The sequence below is a fragment of the bacterium genome (assembly GCA_035295165.1).
Lineage (GTDB): Bacteria > Sysuimicrobiota > Sysuimicrobiia > Sysuimicrobiales > Segetimicrobiaceae > JAJPIA01.
The window spans coordinates 1-16192 of record DATGJN010000043.1 but is presented as its reverse complement, the minus strand read 5'-3'; the positions used below and the strand labels follow the sequence as shown (position 1 = coordinate 16192).

General features: G+C 70.7%; 15 protein-coding genes. 1 reads left to right on the top strand and 14 read right to left on the bottom strand.

The window, feature by feature from the left end; all coding sequences use genetic code 11:
- Positions 1-55: 55 nt before the first annotated feature.
- The 7 genes from fmt to VKZ50_06260 all read right to left on the bottom strand — a co-directional run bounded on the left by fmt (position 56) and on the right by VKZ50_06260 (position 6125).
- On the bottom strand, positions 56-1054 hold the full coding sequence (gene fmt, locus VKZ50_06290; GenBank protein ID HLJ59321.1) for a methionyl-tRNA formyltransferase: 999 nt from the start codon (positions 1052-1054) through the stop codon (positions 56-58).
- Complete coding sequence (gene def, locus VKZ50_06285) at positions 1051-1566, bottom strand: peptide deformylase (protein HLJ59320.1); 516 nt, start codon at positions 1564-1566, stop codon at positions 1051-1053. The genes fmt and def overlap by 4 nt, the downstream gene beginning before the upstream one ends.
- Positions 1566-3692: a primosomal protein N' gene (gene priA / locus VKZ50_06280; protein ID HLJ59319.1), complete on the bottom strand. Its 2127-nt coding sequence runs from the start codon at positions 3690-3692 to the stop codon at positions 1566-1568. Before priA ends, def begins: the two co-directional genes overlap by 1 nt.
- A 32-nt stretch (positions 3693-3724) precedes the next feature.
- Complete coding sequence (locus VKZ50_06275; protein HLJ59318.1) at positions 3725-4312, bottom strand: flavoprotein; 588 nt, start codon at positions 4310-4312, stop codon at positions 3725-3727.
- A complete protein-coding gene (locus tag VKZ50_06270) occupies positions 4296-4886 on the bottom strand; it encodes a cytidylate kinase family protein (GenBank protein HLJ59317.1) in 591 nt (196 codons plus the stop codon). Before VKZ50_06270 ends, VKZ50_06275 begins: the two co-directional genes overlap by 17 nt.
- Positions 4883-5182, bottom strand: a complete 300-nt coding sequence (locus tag VKZ50_06265) for a DUF370 domain-containing protein (protein HLJ59316.1) — start codon at positions 5180-5182, stop codon at positions 4883-4885. The genes VKZ50_06270 and VKZ50_06265 overlap by 4 nt, the downstream gene beginning before the upstream one ends.
- A 64-nt stretch (positions 5183-5246) precedes the next feature.
- A complete protein-coding gene (locus tag VKZ50_06260) occupies positions 5247-6125 on the bottom strand; it encodes a YicC/YloC family endoribonuclease (GenBank protein HLJ59315.1) in 879 nt (292 codons plus the stop codon).
- Between the two features lie 265 nt (positions 6126-6390).
- Here VKZ50_06260 and VKZ50_06255 point away from each other — a divergent pair, with 265 nt between their 5' ends.
- Positions 6391-8121, top strand: coding sequence for an NFACT RNA binding domain-containing protein (locus tag VKZ50_06255; GenBank protein HLJ59314.1), 1731 nt, complete (start codon positions 6391-6393; stop codon positions 8119-8121).
- 23 nt (positions 8122-8144) lie between these two features.
- Here the strand turns inward: VKZ50_06255 and pyrR are convergent, their stop codons facing one another.
- The 7 genes from pyrR to VKZ50_06220 form a co-directional block, all read right to left on the bottom strand.
- Positions 8145-8696 carry a bifunctional pyr operon transcriptional regulator/uracil phosphoribosyltransferase PyrR gene (gene pyrR, locus VKZ50_06250; protein ID HLJ59313.1) on the bottom strand — a complete coding sequence of 184 codons (552 nt, stop codon included), beginning with the start codon at positions 8694-8696 and terminating at the stop codon, positions 8145-8147.
- A gap of 31 nt (positions 8697-8727) precedes the next feature.
- Positions 8728-9717 (bottom strand): RluA family pseudouridine synthase, encoded by a 990-nt coding sequence (locus VKZ50_06245; protein HLJ59312.1) that lies wholly within the window; start codon positions 9715-9717, stop codon positions 8728-8730.
- Entirely contained in the window at positions 9698-10504 is an 807-nt protein-coding gene (gene lgt, locus VKZ50_06240; GenBank protein ID HLJ59311.1) for a prolipoprotein diacylglyceryl transferase, read from the bottom strand. Before lgt ends, VKZ50_06245 begins: the two co-directional genes overlap by 20 nt.
- Positions 10505-10586: 82 nt before the next feature.
- Positions 10587-11135, bottom strand: coding sequence for a signal peptidase II (gene lspA / locus VKZ50_06235; protein ID HLJ59310.1), 549 nt, complete (start codon positions 11133-11135; stop codon positions 10587-10589).
- Positions 11093-11608, bottom strand: a complete 516-nt coding sequence (locus VKZ50_06230) for a TraR/DksA C4-type zinc finger protein (protein HLJ59309.1) — start codon at positions 11606-11608, stop codon at positions 11093-11095. Before VKZ50_06230 ends, lspA begins: the two co-directional genes overlap by 43 nt.
- Positions 11609-12409, bottom strand: a complete 801-nt coding sequence (locus tag VKZ50_06225) for an amino acid racemase (protein ID HLJ59308.1) — start codon at positions 12407-12409, stop codon at positions 11609-11611.
- 69 nt (positions 12410-12478) lie between these two features.
- Positions 12479-15709 carry a class I tRNA ligase family protein gene (locus tag VKZ50_06220; GenBank protein HLJ59307.1) on the bottom strand — a complete coding sequence of 1077 codons (3231 nt, stop codon included), beginning with the start codon at positions 15707-15709 and terminating at the stop codon, positions 12479-12481.
- Positions 15710-16192: the final 483 nt, after the last annotated feature.

Sequence of the window (16192 nt, the reverse complement as noted above, 5' to 3'; positions counted from 1 at the left end):
GCTTCCGACGGTCTCACCGCGCCCGGATCGCGCGTGTCCCTGTCGCCGCGACCGCTCAGACGGGGTTCGCCGTCCGGTCGATCGTCGTCGCGCCGCCCCCGAGGATCGTCCCGGGCGCAAGCGGATGTCCCCGCAGATACGCGGCCGCCGACATCCGCCGGCCGGACGCCGGCTGGACCTCGTGGATCGCTACCCACCCTTCCCCGGCAGCGACGACCAGCGGAGGATCCCCGCCGTCCGCGCGCACGACGCTACCCGGGGCGGGTCGCGGCCGGTCGACGCCGGCGAGCGCGCCGCACCCCTCGGGGACCGTGGACGCACGCCAAATCTTGAGCGGCTCGCCGTCGCGCAGGGTATATGCCACCGGCCGCGGGTCGAACGCCCGGACGAGATTGACGATCGCGGACGCGGGCGCGCTCCAGCGGATCAGCGCCTCCTCGCGGGACACTTTCGGCGCGAACGACACGTGGGTGGGGTCCTGCGGCCGGCGCGGGGCCGCGCCCGCGTCGAGAAGACGGACCGCCTCCGCCAGTAGCGTCGCCCCGTCTCTGGCGAGTCTCGGCTCCAAGTCCGCGCTCGTGTCCTCGGGCAAGATCGGCGCGGCGCGCTGCAGGATGATGTCGCCGGCGTCCATCTCGTCGGACAGGTGCAGCACCGTCACGCCGGTCTCCCGGTCGCCCGCGGCGATCGCCCGAGGGATCGGCGCGGCCCCACGGTAGCGCGGCAGCAGGGACGGATGCAGATTGATGCCCCCCAACCGTGCCGTCGCAAGCGCCGCGGGGGGGATCAGGCGCCCGTACGCGACGACAATGAGCAGGTCGGGAGCCAGCGCGCGAAGCGCGTCGAGGAATCCGGGGTCGCGCAATGACTCGGGTTGACGCACGTCGAGGGCGTACTGATTCGCGGCGGCGGCGACCGGGGACGGCTCCACGCGCAGGCCGCGTCCCCGCGGGCGGTCCGGTTGCGTCACGACGGCGGCGATTTCGCACGCGGCGAGCACGGCGTCGAGTGATGGAACCGCGAACGCCGGCGTCCCGAAGAAGACGGCCTTCATTCCGGTGACACCACTTCGGATGTGTCCTCGACGCGGCGGAGCGTCTTCTGGTCTCGCACGCGCTCCGGAAACAGAATGCCGTCGAGGTGATCGATCTCGTGTTGCAAGATGCGTGCCAGCATACCGTCCGCCTCGATCGTGACGAACTTGTTCCGTCGATTGCGCGCGCGCACGGTGACCCGCGAGGCACGCGGGACGTCCCCGAGCAGACCGGGGATGCTCAGGCATGCCTCTGTGCCCACCACCTCCTCGCCCTCCCGACGCAGGCACTCTGGATCGACGAGCGCGATGCGGCGGTTCTCGAACTCAATGACGATCACGCGCCGGCCGATCCCGACCTGCGGCGCGGCGAGGCCGATCCCCTGCGCCTCGTGCATCGTGGCGAACAGCCGGTCGATCAGTTGCTGGATCTCGCGCGTCACGATGCGGACCGGCTGCGCGCGACGCCGCAGGATCGCCGCCCGCGGGCTGTCCACGGTGATGACCTCGAACGGGCGGGGAGCCTCCGGCATCAATCGATCTCCTCCGGATCCATGTCCACAACCACGCGGCCCCGGCCGGCGGCGCGCTCGGACCCGGAGGCCGCCGCGAGCGCGGCGAGCGCCGCCTCCCGCACCGCTTCTCTCGTGTCTCCGCGCAGGAGGCAGTGGGCGCGCGCGGGCAGACGCGTGCCAGCGGGACGCGACGGGGAGGGTCCTAGCACCTCGACCCCGCGTGCCCGGGCCGCGGCGGCAGCGCGCTCCGCCATCGCCGCCGCCGCGGCCGCATCCCGGCCGGCGGCCACAACACGGGCGAGGTACGTGTACGGCGGATAGCCGAACTCCCGCCGGACGCGTAGCTCTTCCTCGTACAGCGGCTCGTCGAGCCCCGTACGGAGCGCGCGGAGCACCGGGTGCTCCGGAATGCTGGTCTGCACCACCGCCTCTGCGTTCGGCGCGCCGTCTGCGAGCGCGACGACCGCATGCACCTGCTGGAACGCCCGCTCGGTCGCGCGGAAATCCGGTCGGTACAACGGCGCGTCCGCGTCGACGACGCCAATCAGGCTCGGCCGCAGCCGCCGGCCGCGCAGCAACAGCTGTGTGCCGACAACGAGACGGAGGCGTCCCGACGCGAACTCGCGCGCCACCGTGTTGAACTCGGGGGCGGTTTCGCGATCCACCCGTGCCAGCCGGAACTCCGGAAACACCCTCGCCACGACCTCCTCGATGCGTTTGGTGCCCGCGCCGACCCAGCGCAGCGCCGGCCCCTTGCACCGTGGACACAGCTGCGGGGCCGCCTCGGAACGCCCGCAGACGCGGCAGCGGATCGTCCCCGTCTCGCGATCGTACGGCATCGGGACGATACACCGGGGGCAGCGCACGACGTGCCCGCACTCCTGGCAGGCGAGCACGCGCGCGTACCCGATCCGGTTGACGAACAGCGCAACGCGACCGCCGCCGCGTAGATGCCGCCGCATCGCGTCCACAAGCGGCCGGCTCAAGGCGCCGGTCCTTCCCTGCTCGCGTTCCCGCCGCATGTCTACGATCGTGACGCTCGGCCGACTGCGGGCGGTGAGACGAACGCGGCGCAGCGTGCCCTCGGCAGTCCCGGCGTAGGCATCCACGGACGGCGTCGCGGTCCCCAGCACCACCTGCGCCCCCTCGAGAGCGCCGCGATGCAACCCGACGCGCCGGCCGTGGTACCGCGGAGCCGCATCGGCCTTGTACGACGCATCCTGCTCATCATCCACGATCAAGAGCCGCAGGCGACGCAAGGGCGCGAACAACGCGGATCGTGTCCCGCACACGACGTCGACGTCTCCTCCGAGGATCCGCCGCCATGTCTCGCGGTGTTCCGCTGGCGGCAACGCCGAGTGGAACAGCGCGACCCGGTCCCCGATCGCATCGCGGAGGTGCGCGACCAGCGCTTCCGCGAGCTCCACCTCTGGCGCCGTCACAAGCGCCTGTCCGCCGCGCGCTACGGTGCGGCGGGCCGCGTCCACGATCCACGCGACACGATCGCCGGGGTCTCCCCACAGCAGGACCGGCTGGGCTCGGGCGGCGTCCGCGTCGGGCGCCCCCGCGTCCATCCCGATGACGGCCGCGCTCACGTTCCGACGGGGATCCTCTTCCACCCGCACCGCCCCGAGCGCCAGGAGACGCTTGAGCGGGGCGCCACCGCCGTCGCGGACCAACTCGCGGACGGGCACGCCCTCCGGCGCCGCGAGGAGCCGATCCAAGAGTTGCCGCTGACGCCGTCCCGCAAGGCGGGGCAGCCGCTCGGGCACGGCGACGACCCGCCGCAGCGCGCCCTCCGGCGCCGGCGGCCGCCGCGCGATCTCCGGAGGCACGAGGCACCGCACGGCATCGAGCAGGGTGGACAGGGTCTCGTCGGCGACCCAGCGGGCGAGCCGGAGCATCGCCGCCGAGAACAGCGGCTCGGGATCGGGGATGTCGAGGATCTCACGCAGACGGTGCTCCCCGTCTGCGGCAGCCCGCGCGCCGTCTGGGTCGCACGGCGCGACCCCGACGATGAACCCGCTTGCCGTCCGCGAACCGAGCGGGACCACCGCGCGCACGCCGATGCGCGCGCGGTTCCACAGCGCCGCCGGCACCCGGTACGTCAGGGGACGATCCGCGATCCGTGGGGCGCGGTCCAACAGGACCTCAGCGCAGCCCTCCGTCCCCGCATTCACCGTCGCGCGCCGGCCTCACCCACGAGCGCTGCGATTCTCGCGACGATCGCCTCCGGTTCGGACAGCCGCCCAATCCCCTCCTGGCCGGACGCAAGCTCACCGCGCTCCGGGCCGATGACGTGAACGCCGCGGGTGCGCAAGCGGGCGGTGTTCTCCTCGACGGCCGGGGCCGCGGCCATCTCGGCGCTCATCGCCGGCGCGACGAGGAGGGGAGCCCGCGTCGCCAGCGCCGTCGCACATACAATGTCGTCCGCCAGGCCGGCGGCGAGACGGCCCAGCATGTCGGCGGTCGCCGGAGCGATCAGGTAACAGTCGGCACGTTGCCCCAAGGTCACGTGGGGCTCGTCCCACGGGGAATCCGGCGCCCACATGTCCGTGATCACCGGGTGACGCGACAGTGCGCGAAACGTCACCGGACCGATGAACCGGGTGGCGGCCGGCGTCATCACCACGTGCACCTCGGCGCCGGCCTTGACGAGCAACCGGACGGCGGCCGCCACCTTGTACGCAGCGATGCTGCCGCAGACGCCGACCACGACGACCCGGCCGCGCAGCGCCGCGGCCACGTCAGCCGGAGCGTCCATGGACCACGGAGCTTCCCACGCCGGGCGGCGCGCCGCCGACGCCCCCGGAACCGCCGGCGAACAGGCCACGCGCCAACACCAGGAGCGCCGCGACGATCTCGTCGGCGCCCCACATCGCGGTATCCACGATCACGTGGTACCGCGTCAGATCGGAGAGGTCCAGTTGGTATGTCTGGCGGTAGCGATGGTGCTCGCAGGCTTCTCGGGCCTGGACGTCGCGCGCGGCGAGGGCAACCTCCGTCCCATCGCGCGCCGCGACCCGAGCGGCACGCACGGCGAGCGGCGCGCGGAGCCAGATCCGCAGATCGCTGTCGATCAGCCACCCGCTCAGCCGGCTGTCCACCAGGATGTCGCCGGCCCGCGCGGCCTGGACCTGCATCTCGTCAAGCGCCCGGTCAATCGACGGGTCCTGCTCGGCCAACCGGCCCAATTCCGCGAGGGTCAATCCCCGCTTGCGGGCTTCCTCGCGAAACACCTCTCCGGTGGAGAGATACCGCAGCCCAAGCGCCCGCGCCAGCGCGCGCGCCACCGTGCTCTTGCCCGCGCCGATCTCCCCGCTGACCGTGACGATCATTCCGCGTCGGCCGCCGAGGTGTCGGCGGCCTCCTCGTCCTCTTGTTCCACCGTCTCCTTGCTCGTGAACCGGTGCGCGACCGTCTCGGGTTGCACCGCCGAGAGCACCACATGTCCGCTGTCGGTGATGACGACCGCACGTGTCCGCCGGCCGTAGGTGGCGTCGATCAAGATACCCTTGTCCCGCGCTTCTTGGATGATTCGCTTGATGGGGGCCGAGTCCGGGCTGACGATCGCGATGATGCGGTTGGCCGCGACGATGTTGCCGAAGCCGATGTTGATCAGCCGTGTGTCCATCGCCTCATCCCCCTGACCGAGCCGCTTCCCACCCCCCGCACCGCGCCGGTCCGCGACGCCGGGGCTACTCCACGTTCTGAATCTGCTCCCGGAGGTTTTCCAGCTCGCCTTTCACTGCGATCACCAGGCGCGTGATGGCGAGGTCGTTGGCCTTGCTCCCGATGGTATTGGCCTCGCGGCCGAGCTCCTGGACGATGAACTCGAGCGTCCGCCCCACCGCGCCGTCGGCGCCGAGCGTTCCCTGAAACTGTGTCAGGTGGCTTCGGAAGCGCGTAATCTCCTCCGTGATGTCCGTGCGGTCGGCAAACATCGCGATCTCGGTCGCGAGCCGGCCCGGGTCCACCGAGATCCCGCTCGTGAGATCCTGCAACCGCCGGGTCAGCCGGGTGTGATACTCTTGCACGACGGCCGGCGCCCTCTCTTCGATCGCCGCGATGTGCTCCCCCAGCCGTTCAATCCGGCCGCGCAGGTCGGCGGCGAGCCTGTCTCCTTCCGTCTCACGCATTGCCACGAGCCGGTCCACCGCGGTGCCGACCCCGACCGCGAAGGCCGGCCACAGCGCCTCGAGGTCCTCTTTCTGCTCCTCGATCCGGATGAGGTCCGGGAGAGAGACGAGCGTGGAGAGTTCGAGCGGTCCGGAGATCGAGAGAGCCTGTTTCAGGTCGTGTAGGGCGCTGGCGTACGCTGTAGCCAGGTCCAGGTCCGCCTTAACCGTTCGCGTGCGCTTTCCTTGGTCCTCTCGAATTATAGCAATATCCACCCGCCCTCGCAACACGCGTCCCTGCACGAGCGCCTTGACGCGATCTTCCAAAGGCGCGAGGTCCCGGGGCAACCTCACGAGGATCTCGCAGAACCGGTGATTGACCGAACGGACCTCGACCGCGTAGCGACCGGCAGTGGTGGTCGCCTCCCCGGTGCCGAAGCCGGTCATGCTCCGGGTCATCGAGGCCGCCACTCCCACGCTATGTCCAACCAGGCACACAACGGCACCAGGGAGAGTGCGGCGCCCGCGATCCAATCTCCTCCTCACGCGCACACGGCGCGGCGCGACCCGATGGAAACGCCGACCCACTCCGCCCCTTTCCGGCGTCGCGCGACATCACGTATACTCGAGACAGCGTCGCGCGCACGCCCGCAGCGTCCCGTGGGAACACGTGGTACCCTCGCGACCGCGTCGACGCGGCGCGTTTGGGGGCTGGGTGGCCTAGGTGCCGGAGATCGTCCCACCGTCTCTCGACGGGCTCGTACTCGCGGCGGTCGCGCGCGACGTGCGCGCGCACCTCGGCGCCCGCTTCGCAGGCGTCCGCCAGCTGGGGCCGGAGGCCATCGTACTCAACCTCAGGAGCCCGCACGGCGTCGCGCACCTGCTCATCTCGATCCACGCACGCACGGCGCGGGTGCACCTCGCCGCGCATGCCGAAGCGACCGAGCGGCTCGCCCCGTTCGGACAGTTGCTTCGCAGCCGCCTCATCGAATCGCGTCTCGCCGACGTCGAGCAGCCGCCGTTCGACCGGGTGCTCCGGCTGCGGTTCGACGCGCTCGAAGGTCCGCTCACGTTGATTGCCGAGATCATGGGCCGGTACAGCAACGCGATCCTCGCCGACAGCCGCGTGGTCCTGGGCGCGCTCAAGGTCGTCACGCCACAGATGTCGCCCCGGCGGCCGGTGCTGCCGGGCCGTCCCTATACCCCGCCGCCGGCCGACCGCCCCGGCCCGGACGGGATCGACGAAACCGCGCTCCGCGCCCTGTGCGAAGGTCCGCGGCCGATCTGGCAGCAACTTCTCGGTGCCGTGCTCGGGCTCGGACCCGTGCTGGCGCGGGAGGTGGCGCTCCGGTCCCGGCTCGACCCGGCCTTGCCCGCGCGCGACGCGGCCCCGGCCGCGCCTCGGCTGCACGCCGCGCTTCGCGAGCTTGCGGACATCCGGCGGACCGAAGCGTTCTCGCCGGTCGCGTATGAAGCGGAGGGCCGCACGGTCGCGTTCACCGCGATCCCGCTGCATGTGTACGCAGCGTTGGCGTCTCGAGCGGTCCCGTCGATGAGCGACGCGCTCGAGCGGTACTATCGGGACGTCACCGATGCCGGCCCGCTGGAGGAGCGCCGGCGCGCCCTCGCCGCGGCCACGCGCGCCGCCCTGCGGCAGCGCGCACACGCGCTCGAGGAGAACCGCCTGGCGCTCGAGGAGAGCGCGCGCGCGGAACGGTACCGGGTCTTGGGCGAGCTGCTCCTCACCTACGGCGGCCGTGCCGGCCCCAGGGCCGCGTCGGTCGTGGTCCCAGATCACACCGCCGGCGGTGCCGAGGTCGCGATCCCGCTCGATCCGGAACTCACGGCCGTCGAGAATGCGCAACGGTACTTTCGCCGATACGCGAAGGCCCAGGCCGCATCGCGCGCCGTGCCCGATCGTATCGCCCGCCTCGAGACCGAGACGCTCGCGCTGCGGGATGCGTTCGTGCAGATCGCGACCGCGTCGTCGGCCGACGATCTGTGGGAGGTGCAAACGGATCTTGCCCACGCCGGCCTGCTGCGGCGGGGTCCCCGCGCCCGGCCGGCGGCCGCGTCCGGACCCCGCCGGTTTCGCGGACCCGGCGGGACGACGATCGTCGCGGGACGCAGTGCCCGCGAGAACGACCACGTCACGTTCCACGTCGCGGGGCCCGACGATCTCTGGTTCCACGCACGCGGACTCGCCGGCGCTCACGTCGTCCTCAAGGCCGACGGCGTTCCGTCAGAGGAGGCGATCGCCGCAGCGGCGCAGGTGGCGGCGTACTTCAGCGAGGGGCGCGAGGCCGGTCACGTCGCGGTCGACTACGTGGCACGCAAGCACGTGCGCAAGCCGCGCGGCGCGGCGCCGGGAGCGGTGAGGTACTCGGAGGAACGCACCGTGCGCGCCGCGCCGGCGATCCCCGCGCCGGCCCCGAGCGGCCGGCGTGCTCGGTAGGCGGGCCGCGTCCGGTCGCCCCGCTACTCCGATTCTTCGATGATCACCTCGTCCCGCCCGTCCGATTCGGCGAACCGGACCCGCACCTGCTCACGAGAGGACGTCGGCAGGTTCTTCCCAACGTAGTCGGGGCGGATCGGCAGCTCGCGATGGCCGCGGTCCACCAACACCGCGAGCTGAATGCCTGCTGGCCGGCCGCGGTCGATCAGCGCGTCGAGCGCGGCCCGCACGGTACGGCCGGTGTAGAGCACGTCGTCCACCAGGACGATCCGCTGCCCGGCCACGTCGAACGGGAGTCGGGTTTCCGACACCACGGCGTTGTCCTGCGGTTCGTGCGTTCCGCGGTCGTCCCGGTACGCGGTCACGTCCAGGACCCCTACGGGGATCGTCACGCCCTCGGCAGCGGCGATCGCCACGGCCAAGCGTTCGGCGAGGTGGACACCACGCCGGACGATTCCCACGAGGCGGAGCGTCTGCGCCCCCTTGTTTCGCTCGACGATCTCGTGCGCCATGCGCGTGACGGCACGGCGGATCGTCTCCCGATCCATCACCTTAGCCTTTTCGCGCAACTCCACGCTCCGGCGCCTCCCCGACGTGGCCCGCACGCTACTGTTCGCCGCGGGTCCCCCCGCCCCTGTGAACAGACGCCGTGCGGCGCGTCTCACCGGCGCGAAGACGGGCGAGGAGGCCGGCGATGTCGGGAGGCAACGGCGCGGTGCACATCAGCCGAAACCCGGTCGCCGGATGGGTGAATTCCAACCGCGCGGCGTGGAGCGCCTGCCGGCGCAACTCGGAGATTGGGGCGCGGCCGTACACCGGATCGCCGAGGATGGGGTGGCCGATGTGGGCCAGGTGCACGCGAATCTGATGCGTCCGGCCGGTCTCGAGCCGGCACGCCACGAACGTCGCCGCAGCAAACCGCTCGAGCACCGCGTAGTGCGTCACCGCCGGTCTGCCCCGTTCGGTCACGGCCTGGCGCGTGCGGTGGGACGGGTGCCGTCCAACGGGGGCGCGGATCGTGCCTTCGTCCCCGGCGATGCGCCCGCGAACGAGCGCGAGGTACGTGCGCGAGACGGTGCGCGCCCGGAGTTGCCCGGCAAGGGCACGATGGGCGTCCTCGGTCTTGGCCACAACGAGCAGGCCGGATGTGTCCTTGTCCAGCCGGTGGACAATCCCGGGCCGGAGCGCGCCCCCGGTGCCGGGGAGATCGTGCACCCTGGCGAGCACCGCGTTCACAAGCGTGCCGGACGGATGTCCCGGAGCGGGGTGCACGGTCAGCCCGGCCGGCTTGTTGACGACTAAGAGGTCGGCGTCCTCGTACACGACGTCCAAGGGAATCGCCTCGGGCACGAGCCCGGTCGGGGCGGGGGCTGGCACCTCGACCCGCACGGCCTGTCCGGTCTGGAGATGGAACGACGGCTTGCGCGGGGACCCGTCGACGAGGACGTGACCTGCCGCGCTCAGGCGAGCGATCTGCGAACGCGACAGGTGCGGCAGGCGCTCCGCGACCACCACATCGAGGCGGCGGCCCCGGTCGACAGGAACCGCCTCGAAGGTCTCGACCGAGCCGCGGGGGTCAGTCTCGAGGTTGCTCAACGGCCTCGGGCCGGTCGCCGTTGGGGGCGGCGTGATCGGCCGCCTCGTGATCAGCCTCGGCGCCGGCGCCGCCGATCCTGAGCCACATCACGAGGGAGAGCACCGCGACGACGATGCTCACCACCTGTGCCAGGGTCAGCGGTCCGACGACGCGCGGGCTATCCATGAACGTCTCGATCACGGCGCGCCCGATCCCGTAGAGCAGCAAGAACTCCCAGAACAGACGCCCCGGGCCGCGCGGCGCCGTCTCTCGCCACATCAACAGCGCAAAGATCACAAGCGACACGACCATGAGGTACAGCTGCGTCGGGTGCCGAGGCTGTCCGAACAGCGTGATCGCCCACGGCACGGTTGACGGGCGCCCGTAGTTGAGCCCGTACAGCAGCGTGCCGATCATCGCGATCGCATACCCCAGCGCGAGGCACGGCGCGGCCGCATCTGCGAGCGATGCGAGGCTCCATCGATGTGCGCGCCCGTACAGCCACGCGACGAGCGCGCCACCGGCGAGCGCGCCATAGAACGACAGCCCGGCGTCCTTCCAGATCGTCACCACGCGCGCAGGGTCACCGGCGAAGTCCGGCAGGTTTACGAGCACGTATCCGATCCGGGCGCCCACGACGCCGCCGATGATCGTGTACAGGCTGAGGTCGAGCACCTCGCCCGGATCCCAGCCGAGCCCCTTCGTTCGCGAGCGCAACACCACGATCCCGACGACGAACGCCAGCAGCAGGAAGACGCCGAACGACGAAACCGGAAACGGCCCGAGCTGGAACAGCACTGGCTTCATCCGTCACCCCCTAGCCCACCCCAAGCATTCGCCGGAGACGATGGGAACTCTTGGAGGCCCCGGCCCTGCTCATCGGTAGAGATTATTCGCGCATGCCTGGGGCCGCCCGGCCTCCGCCCGACGATCGGCGGGCCGGCCCCGTCGTGGGGCCTCCGCGCAGTGCGAGCACGAGCAGGCCGGCACCGATCACGATCGCGGTGTCGGCGAGATTGAAGACGGGCCAGACGTGAACGTCCAGGTAGTCGAGCACATACCCGTAACGAAGACGGTCTGCGATGTTGCCAAGCGCCCCCCCGAGCAGGAACCCCAGCCCCCATTGGCCGGAGCCCGTGGCCATCCACGCAGCCCTATTGTAGAGAACGACGGCGAGCACGGTCAAGGCAACCACGACGGTCACCGGGGTCGGGAGCTGCGCCAGCAATCCGAACGCCACGCCGGGGTTTTCACGCAAGGTGAGCGACAAGACGCCGGGGACCACGACGCGGTCCGTGCCCGGCGCAACATGCACTGCGACCGCGCGGCCCGCGCCCTGGGCGGCGCCGAACGCCAGCACCAGCGCGACGACCCACACGTACCGGCGAATGACGATCAGCGCACGAGGCTGCGCAAGCGCTCCTCGCGCTCTTTGCACTTGATGCACAGCCGCGCGTACGGGATTGCCTTCAGCCGTTTCGCGTCGATCGGCCGGCCGCAGCCGTCGCAGACGCCGTACGTGCCGTTGCGGACGCGCCGCAGCGCCTCCTCCACCATCTCGAGCAGGCCCTGCACGCTGCTCTCCAGCGTGAGCCCCTTCTCACGTTCGAACGTCTCGGTCGCCACGTCCACGAGATCGTCGTCGTACCCGGACACGTCGGCCGCGTGCTTCTCCTCGTTGTTCTTCGTGTGGTGCTCCTCCATCTCCGACAGCTCCTGACGCAGCCGGCGACGCTCCTCGAGGAGCAGACGCGCGTACGTCTCCACCCGGCCGGTCGCCTGTCCCTTCGCCCGCCGCGGCGCCGTGTCGGACCGAGGTGCCGCCGATACCTTCTTCGCGGCCCGTGCGCTCGAACGTCCCACCCGGGTCGAACGGCTGGACGCGGATTTGGACGAACGCTTCTGCGGCATTCAGCTCCTCCTCACGGGGACTGTGGACTTCACACCGTCTTGGTCGCAACGTTGTGGCGGCGACCCGTATTCCCCACCCGCCTCCCGGAGCGCAGCGCGCGCCAGGATCTCGGTCGCGTCCACGACCGGCACCGTCGCGTCGCCCGATCCGAACACCAGCGGCAGCTCCGTGCACCCGAGCACGATCACGCCGGCGCCGCGGGCGACGAGCGCGGCGGCCACCGCGCGGACGGACGCCCGCACTCCGATGTCGAGATCGCCACCTTTCACGGCATGGATCGCCGTCATCACCACTGCCTCCTCGGCTGCGGTGGGTTGGACGACGCCGATGCCGCGCCGGGTGAGCGCGCGAGGATAAAGTTGCATCTCCAGCGTGGCCTGCGTCGCCAGAATTCCCGCCGACCGAGGCGCGGGCGCGAGCGCGGCTACCGTCGCGGCGACCTCCTCCATGATGTCCAGCACCGGGATCCGCACGGCCTCGCGGATCGCGCCCAAGAAGGCGTGCGCGGAGTTACACGGGATGACAATCAGATCGGCCCCGGCCCGTTCGAGGTTTTGCGCGGTCGCGACCAGGGCGGGCGTCGGATCCGGACCGCGTCCCGCGACCGCCGCGGTCCGGTCGGGGATCTTGGCGTTGCCGTCGATGATCACGCGCGGGTGCTCCTGGTCCGTGCGCGCCGGGGTCAGGCGCACCAGCTTCATGTAGAAATCGGCGGTCGCCAAGGGCCCCATGCCGCCCAGCACACCGATCACGCGCTGGGCCGCCGCGCCCGCGCCGGGCGTCCCGCTGCCCGCGGTCATCGAGACATCATGGCCGCATTGATTCGGGCCACCTCGTGCCTCCCCTGCTGCCCGCTCCACGTGTTCCCACTATCCCGCCCGCACGATGGCGAGCGCGAACTCCTTGCCGTCGAGCCGCAACGTCTTCCGGTGCACGTCCGGTCCGTCCGGCGCCGCACCCGCCCGCGCGTCCTGGGCGAGAATCTCGCGCAGCACGTAGTCGCCGTGCGCCCGGAACAACCCCGCGAGCGTCGCATCGTCGGCGTAGTATAACGTGATCCGGTCCGCGATCTCGAGCCCGGCCTCCTTGCGCCACTGCTGGATCTGATGCACGAGCTCCCTCGCGAGGCCCTCCCGCACCAGCGCGTCCGTCAGGGTCGTGTCCAGCACGACCCAGGCCCCGGCTTCCCCGGCGCCTGCGAGGCCGGCGTGCCAGTGCATCCGGACGTCCACCTCTGCGCGTTCCAGCACCACCTCCTGGGCGTCCGGCAACCGGAGGCGGTACGGTTCCCCCTCGGGCGTCCGCGCCAGCAGCGCCTCCCCCTCGCCGCGCAGCGCCTCGACGATCTTCGTGATCTGGCCCCCGAACTTGGGACCCAGCAGGTCGAACCGTGGGCGCACCTCGAGCCGGCCGAGCGATGTCACGGTCGGCGCGAAGCGGACGTCCTTGACGTTCAGCTCCTCCCTGATATGCTCGACGAGCTCCCGATACGCCGGCGCCTCCAGCACGCCGGTGCGCTCCACGATCGTCGCCGCCGCGAGGGGCTGCCGGACGCGCAGCTTCGCGGTGTTGCGGGCTGCCCGCCCGAGCGAGATCAACATCCGCGCGCGGTCCATCGCGTCCTCGAGCCGAGGGTCGCGCGGCCACGCGACGGCCGGAAAATCGCACAGGTGCACGCTGACCGGGGCGGTCGCGTCAACCGACCGCACGAGGTTTTGGTGGAGCGCCTCCGCGAGGAACGGCACGAACGGCGCAAGCACGCGCGTCAGCGTCACGAGCACCCGGTAGAGCGTGGCGTAGGCGGCCTGCTTGTCCGCGTCCGCCTCGGACTTCCAGTAGCGCCGGCGGCCGCGACGCACATACCACACCGACAGATCCTCCACGAATCGCTCGATCGGCCGTGCGGCGCCCGGGACGTCATAGTCGTCGAGGCGACCGCGGACCGTCTCGGCGAGCCCCCCGAGGCGCGAGAGGATCCACCGGTCGAGAAGGCTGCGCTCCCCGTCCGCGGGCGTGGCGGGCACCCGCCGCGTGCGCCCGCCACGCCCGCGCGCGCTGGATCGGGACGCGGGCGGCGCCGCCGGCGCAGGGTCCGGGACCCACCCATCCAGGGTGGCGTAGGTGACGAAGAATGCGTAGACGTTCCACAACGGCAGGATGAAGCGGCGCCGCACCTCGTCGCCGGGCCCGTAGCCGAAGTTCACGTTCTGCGCGGGGTTTTGCAGCGCGTACAGCCAGCGCACGACGTCCGCGCCCATCTTCTCCGCCGCGTCGTTGAACTCGATCATGTTGCCCCAGGACTTGTGCATCTCGCGGCCCTGCTCGTCGCGCACCATGGCGTGGCCGAGACACGTCCGGTACGGCTCGCGGTTCTCCAATACCGTGCTCATGACCAGCATCGAATAGAACCAGTTGCGGTACTGGCCGGGGAACGCCTCCGTGATGAAGTCGGCCGGAAACCATTTTTGCCACTCACGCCGGTGCCGCCGGTACCCCAACGTCGAATACGGCACGATGCCGGCGTCCAGCCAGGGATTGCCGACGTCGGTGACGCGGGACACGGCGGCCCCGCACCGGCGGCAGCGAATCTTGACCCCGTCGACCCAGGGGCGGTGTGGCGAGTGCCCCGCGAACGCGTCCCAGCCCTCGACGGCGCGCTGCTCGAGCTCATCCTCCCCGCCGATCACCTCGAACGTGCCGCACGAGCGGCACTCCCAGATCGGAAGCGCCAGCCCCCAGTACCGTTTCTTGCTGATCATCCAGTCGTGCATGTTGCGGAGCCAGTCGAGCTCACGCTCCAACCCGAACTCCGGGAGCCAGCGGATCTTCCGGGTCACCGCCATCATCGGCTCGCGGAGCGGCTCCATCGAGATGAACCACTCGTCGACGAGGCGGAACACCAGCTCGCTGCCGCACCGCCAGCACATCGGATATCGGTGCGTGTAGTCGTCCGCGCGGTAGAGCAGGCCGCGGTGTTCCAGATCGTCCCGGATCGGTGCGGCCACGTCATACACGTGGCGGCCGCCCAACCAATCGTAGGCGTCCGCGAACGCGCCGAACTCGTCAATCGGTGCCAGCACCGGAAGCCCGTGCGTCTTTCCGAGCGCGAAGTCCTCCGCGCCGCACCCGGGAGCGATGTGGACGAGCCCGGTGCCCTCGGCCGCGCTCACGTCGGTCCACGGGATCACGCGGTGGACGACGCCCTGCTGCGCCGGCAGGGCGTCAAACGGCCCCTCGTACGTCCACCCCACCAGCTCGGACCCCGGGAGTTCCCGAATCACCCGCGCCTTGCCGTGCAGCACCTCGCCCATGCGCTCGCGCGCGACATAGTAGCTCTTGCCGTCCTGCTGTGCCTGCACGTACGTCAGTTCCGGGTGGACGGCGACCGCGACGTTCGCCGTGAGCGTCCACGGCGTCGTCGTCCACACGAGGAGGTACTCGTCCGGCCGCCCCGCGATCGGGAGCCGCACGGTCAGGCTGAGGTGCGTGACCTCCTGGTACCCTTCGGTGACGATCTCGTGCTCGGAGAGACCGGTGCTGCAGCGCGGGCACCACGGCATGACGTCGTGTCCCTTGTAGAGCAGCCCCCGCTCCCAGCACCGCTTCAGGAACATCCAGATTGAGTAGTTGTTCTCGTCGGACATCGTATAGTAGGAATTGTCCCAATTCATCCAGTAGCCGAGACGCAGGGACTGCTGAGTCTGGATCCCGGCGTAGCGGAGCACGCGGGCCTTGCAGCGCTCGACGAACTCGGCGATCCCGTACTGCTCGATGTCGCGCTTGGACTTGAAGCCGAGCTCCTTCTCGACCTCCACCTCGACCCACAGCCCCTGACAGTCAAACCCGTTCTGGTACCGTTGGCGGTGGCCGAGCATGGTGTGATAGCGGCAGAACAGATCCTTGTAGGTGCGACCCCAGGCGTGGTGCACGCCCATCGGGTTGTTGGCCGTGATCGGACCGTCGAGAAACGACCACCGACGCCGCGACGTCGCGTTGCGGGTCAGGTATTTGCCGAGGATGCCTTCGCGCTCCCACCAGGCGAGCAACTCCCGTTCCTGAGCGGCGAAGTCCGCGCGCGTATCGACCGGTTGAAACGGCATGCGTGCCTCCCGAAGCAAAAAGCCCCCGCCCGACAGGGACGGGGGGTTCCGCGGTACCACCCTTGTTCCGGACCGGAGTCCGGCACTCACCGAGCACGTCGGGCACCGATCCCGACCGGCTCGCCCCCCTGATATCGGAGGGGAACCCGGCGACGCCTCAAGACGCGCGCGCGACGTCCGTGGGGCCGCAGCTCGAGAGGTGATGTCCCGCCGCCGGCTCCGTACCGGCTCTCACCACACCCGGCTCGCTTGCCTCGCCCGGCGGCGGCGGTCCTCTGTCATCGCCTTGTTCTGCGAGATTCTAGCACACACCCTCACGACCGTCAACGACCGGGCGTTCGGGGTGTAGTAGTTCAGCAATAATGTCACCCCCTAACAGTTCCGTGACTATGTCACCCTGGGACTATGACCAGGGAGACGATCATGTTGAGTCAGAAGGATCAACAGCGCGTGCAGGTCCTGACACAGGTCCATCGGGGCACG

Coding starts and splice junctions, on each gene's coding strand:
- fmt (HLJ59321.1), bottom strand. CDS start 1,054: ATGAAGGCCGTCTTCTTCGGGACGCCGGCGTTCGCGGTTCCATCACTC.
- def (HLJ59320.1), bottom strand. CDS start 1,566: ATGCCGGAGGCTCCCCGCCCGTTCGAGGTCATCACCGTGGACAGCCCG.
- VKZ50_06275 (HLJ59318.1), bottom strand. CDS start 4,312: ATGGACGCTCCGGCTGACGTGGCCGCGGCGCTGCGCGGCCGGGTCGTC.
- VKZ50_06270 (HLJ59317.1), bottom strand. CDS start 4,886: ATGATCGTCACGGTCAGCGGGGAGATCGGCGCGGGCAAGAGCACGGTG.
- VKZ50_06265 (HLJ59316.1), bottom strand. CDS start 5,182: ATGGACACACGGCTGATCAACATCGGCTTCGGCAACATCGTCGCGGCC.
- VKZ50_06260 (HLJ59315.1), bottom strand. CDS start 6,125: ATGACCCGGAGCATGACCGGCTTCGGCACCGGGGAGGCGACCACCACT.
- lgt (HLJ59311.1), bottom strand. CDS start 10,504: ATGAAGCCAGTGCTGTTCCAGCTCGGGCCGTTTCCGGTTTCGTCGTTC.
- VKZ50_06230 (HLJ59309.1), bottom strand. CDS start 11,608: ATGCCGCAGAAGCGTTCGTCCAAATCCGCGTCCAGCCGTTCGACCCGG.
- VKZ50_06225 (HLJ59308.1), bottom strand. CDS start 12,409: ATGACCGCGGGCAGCGGGACGCCCGGCGCGGGCGCGGCGGCCCAGCGC.
- VKZ50_06220 (HLJ59307.1), bottom strand. CDS start 15,709: ATGCCGTTTCAACCGGTCGATACGCGCGCGGACTTCGCCGCTCAGGAA.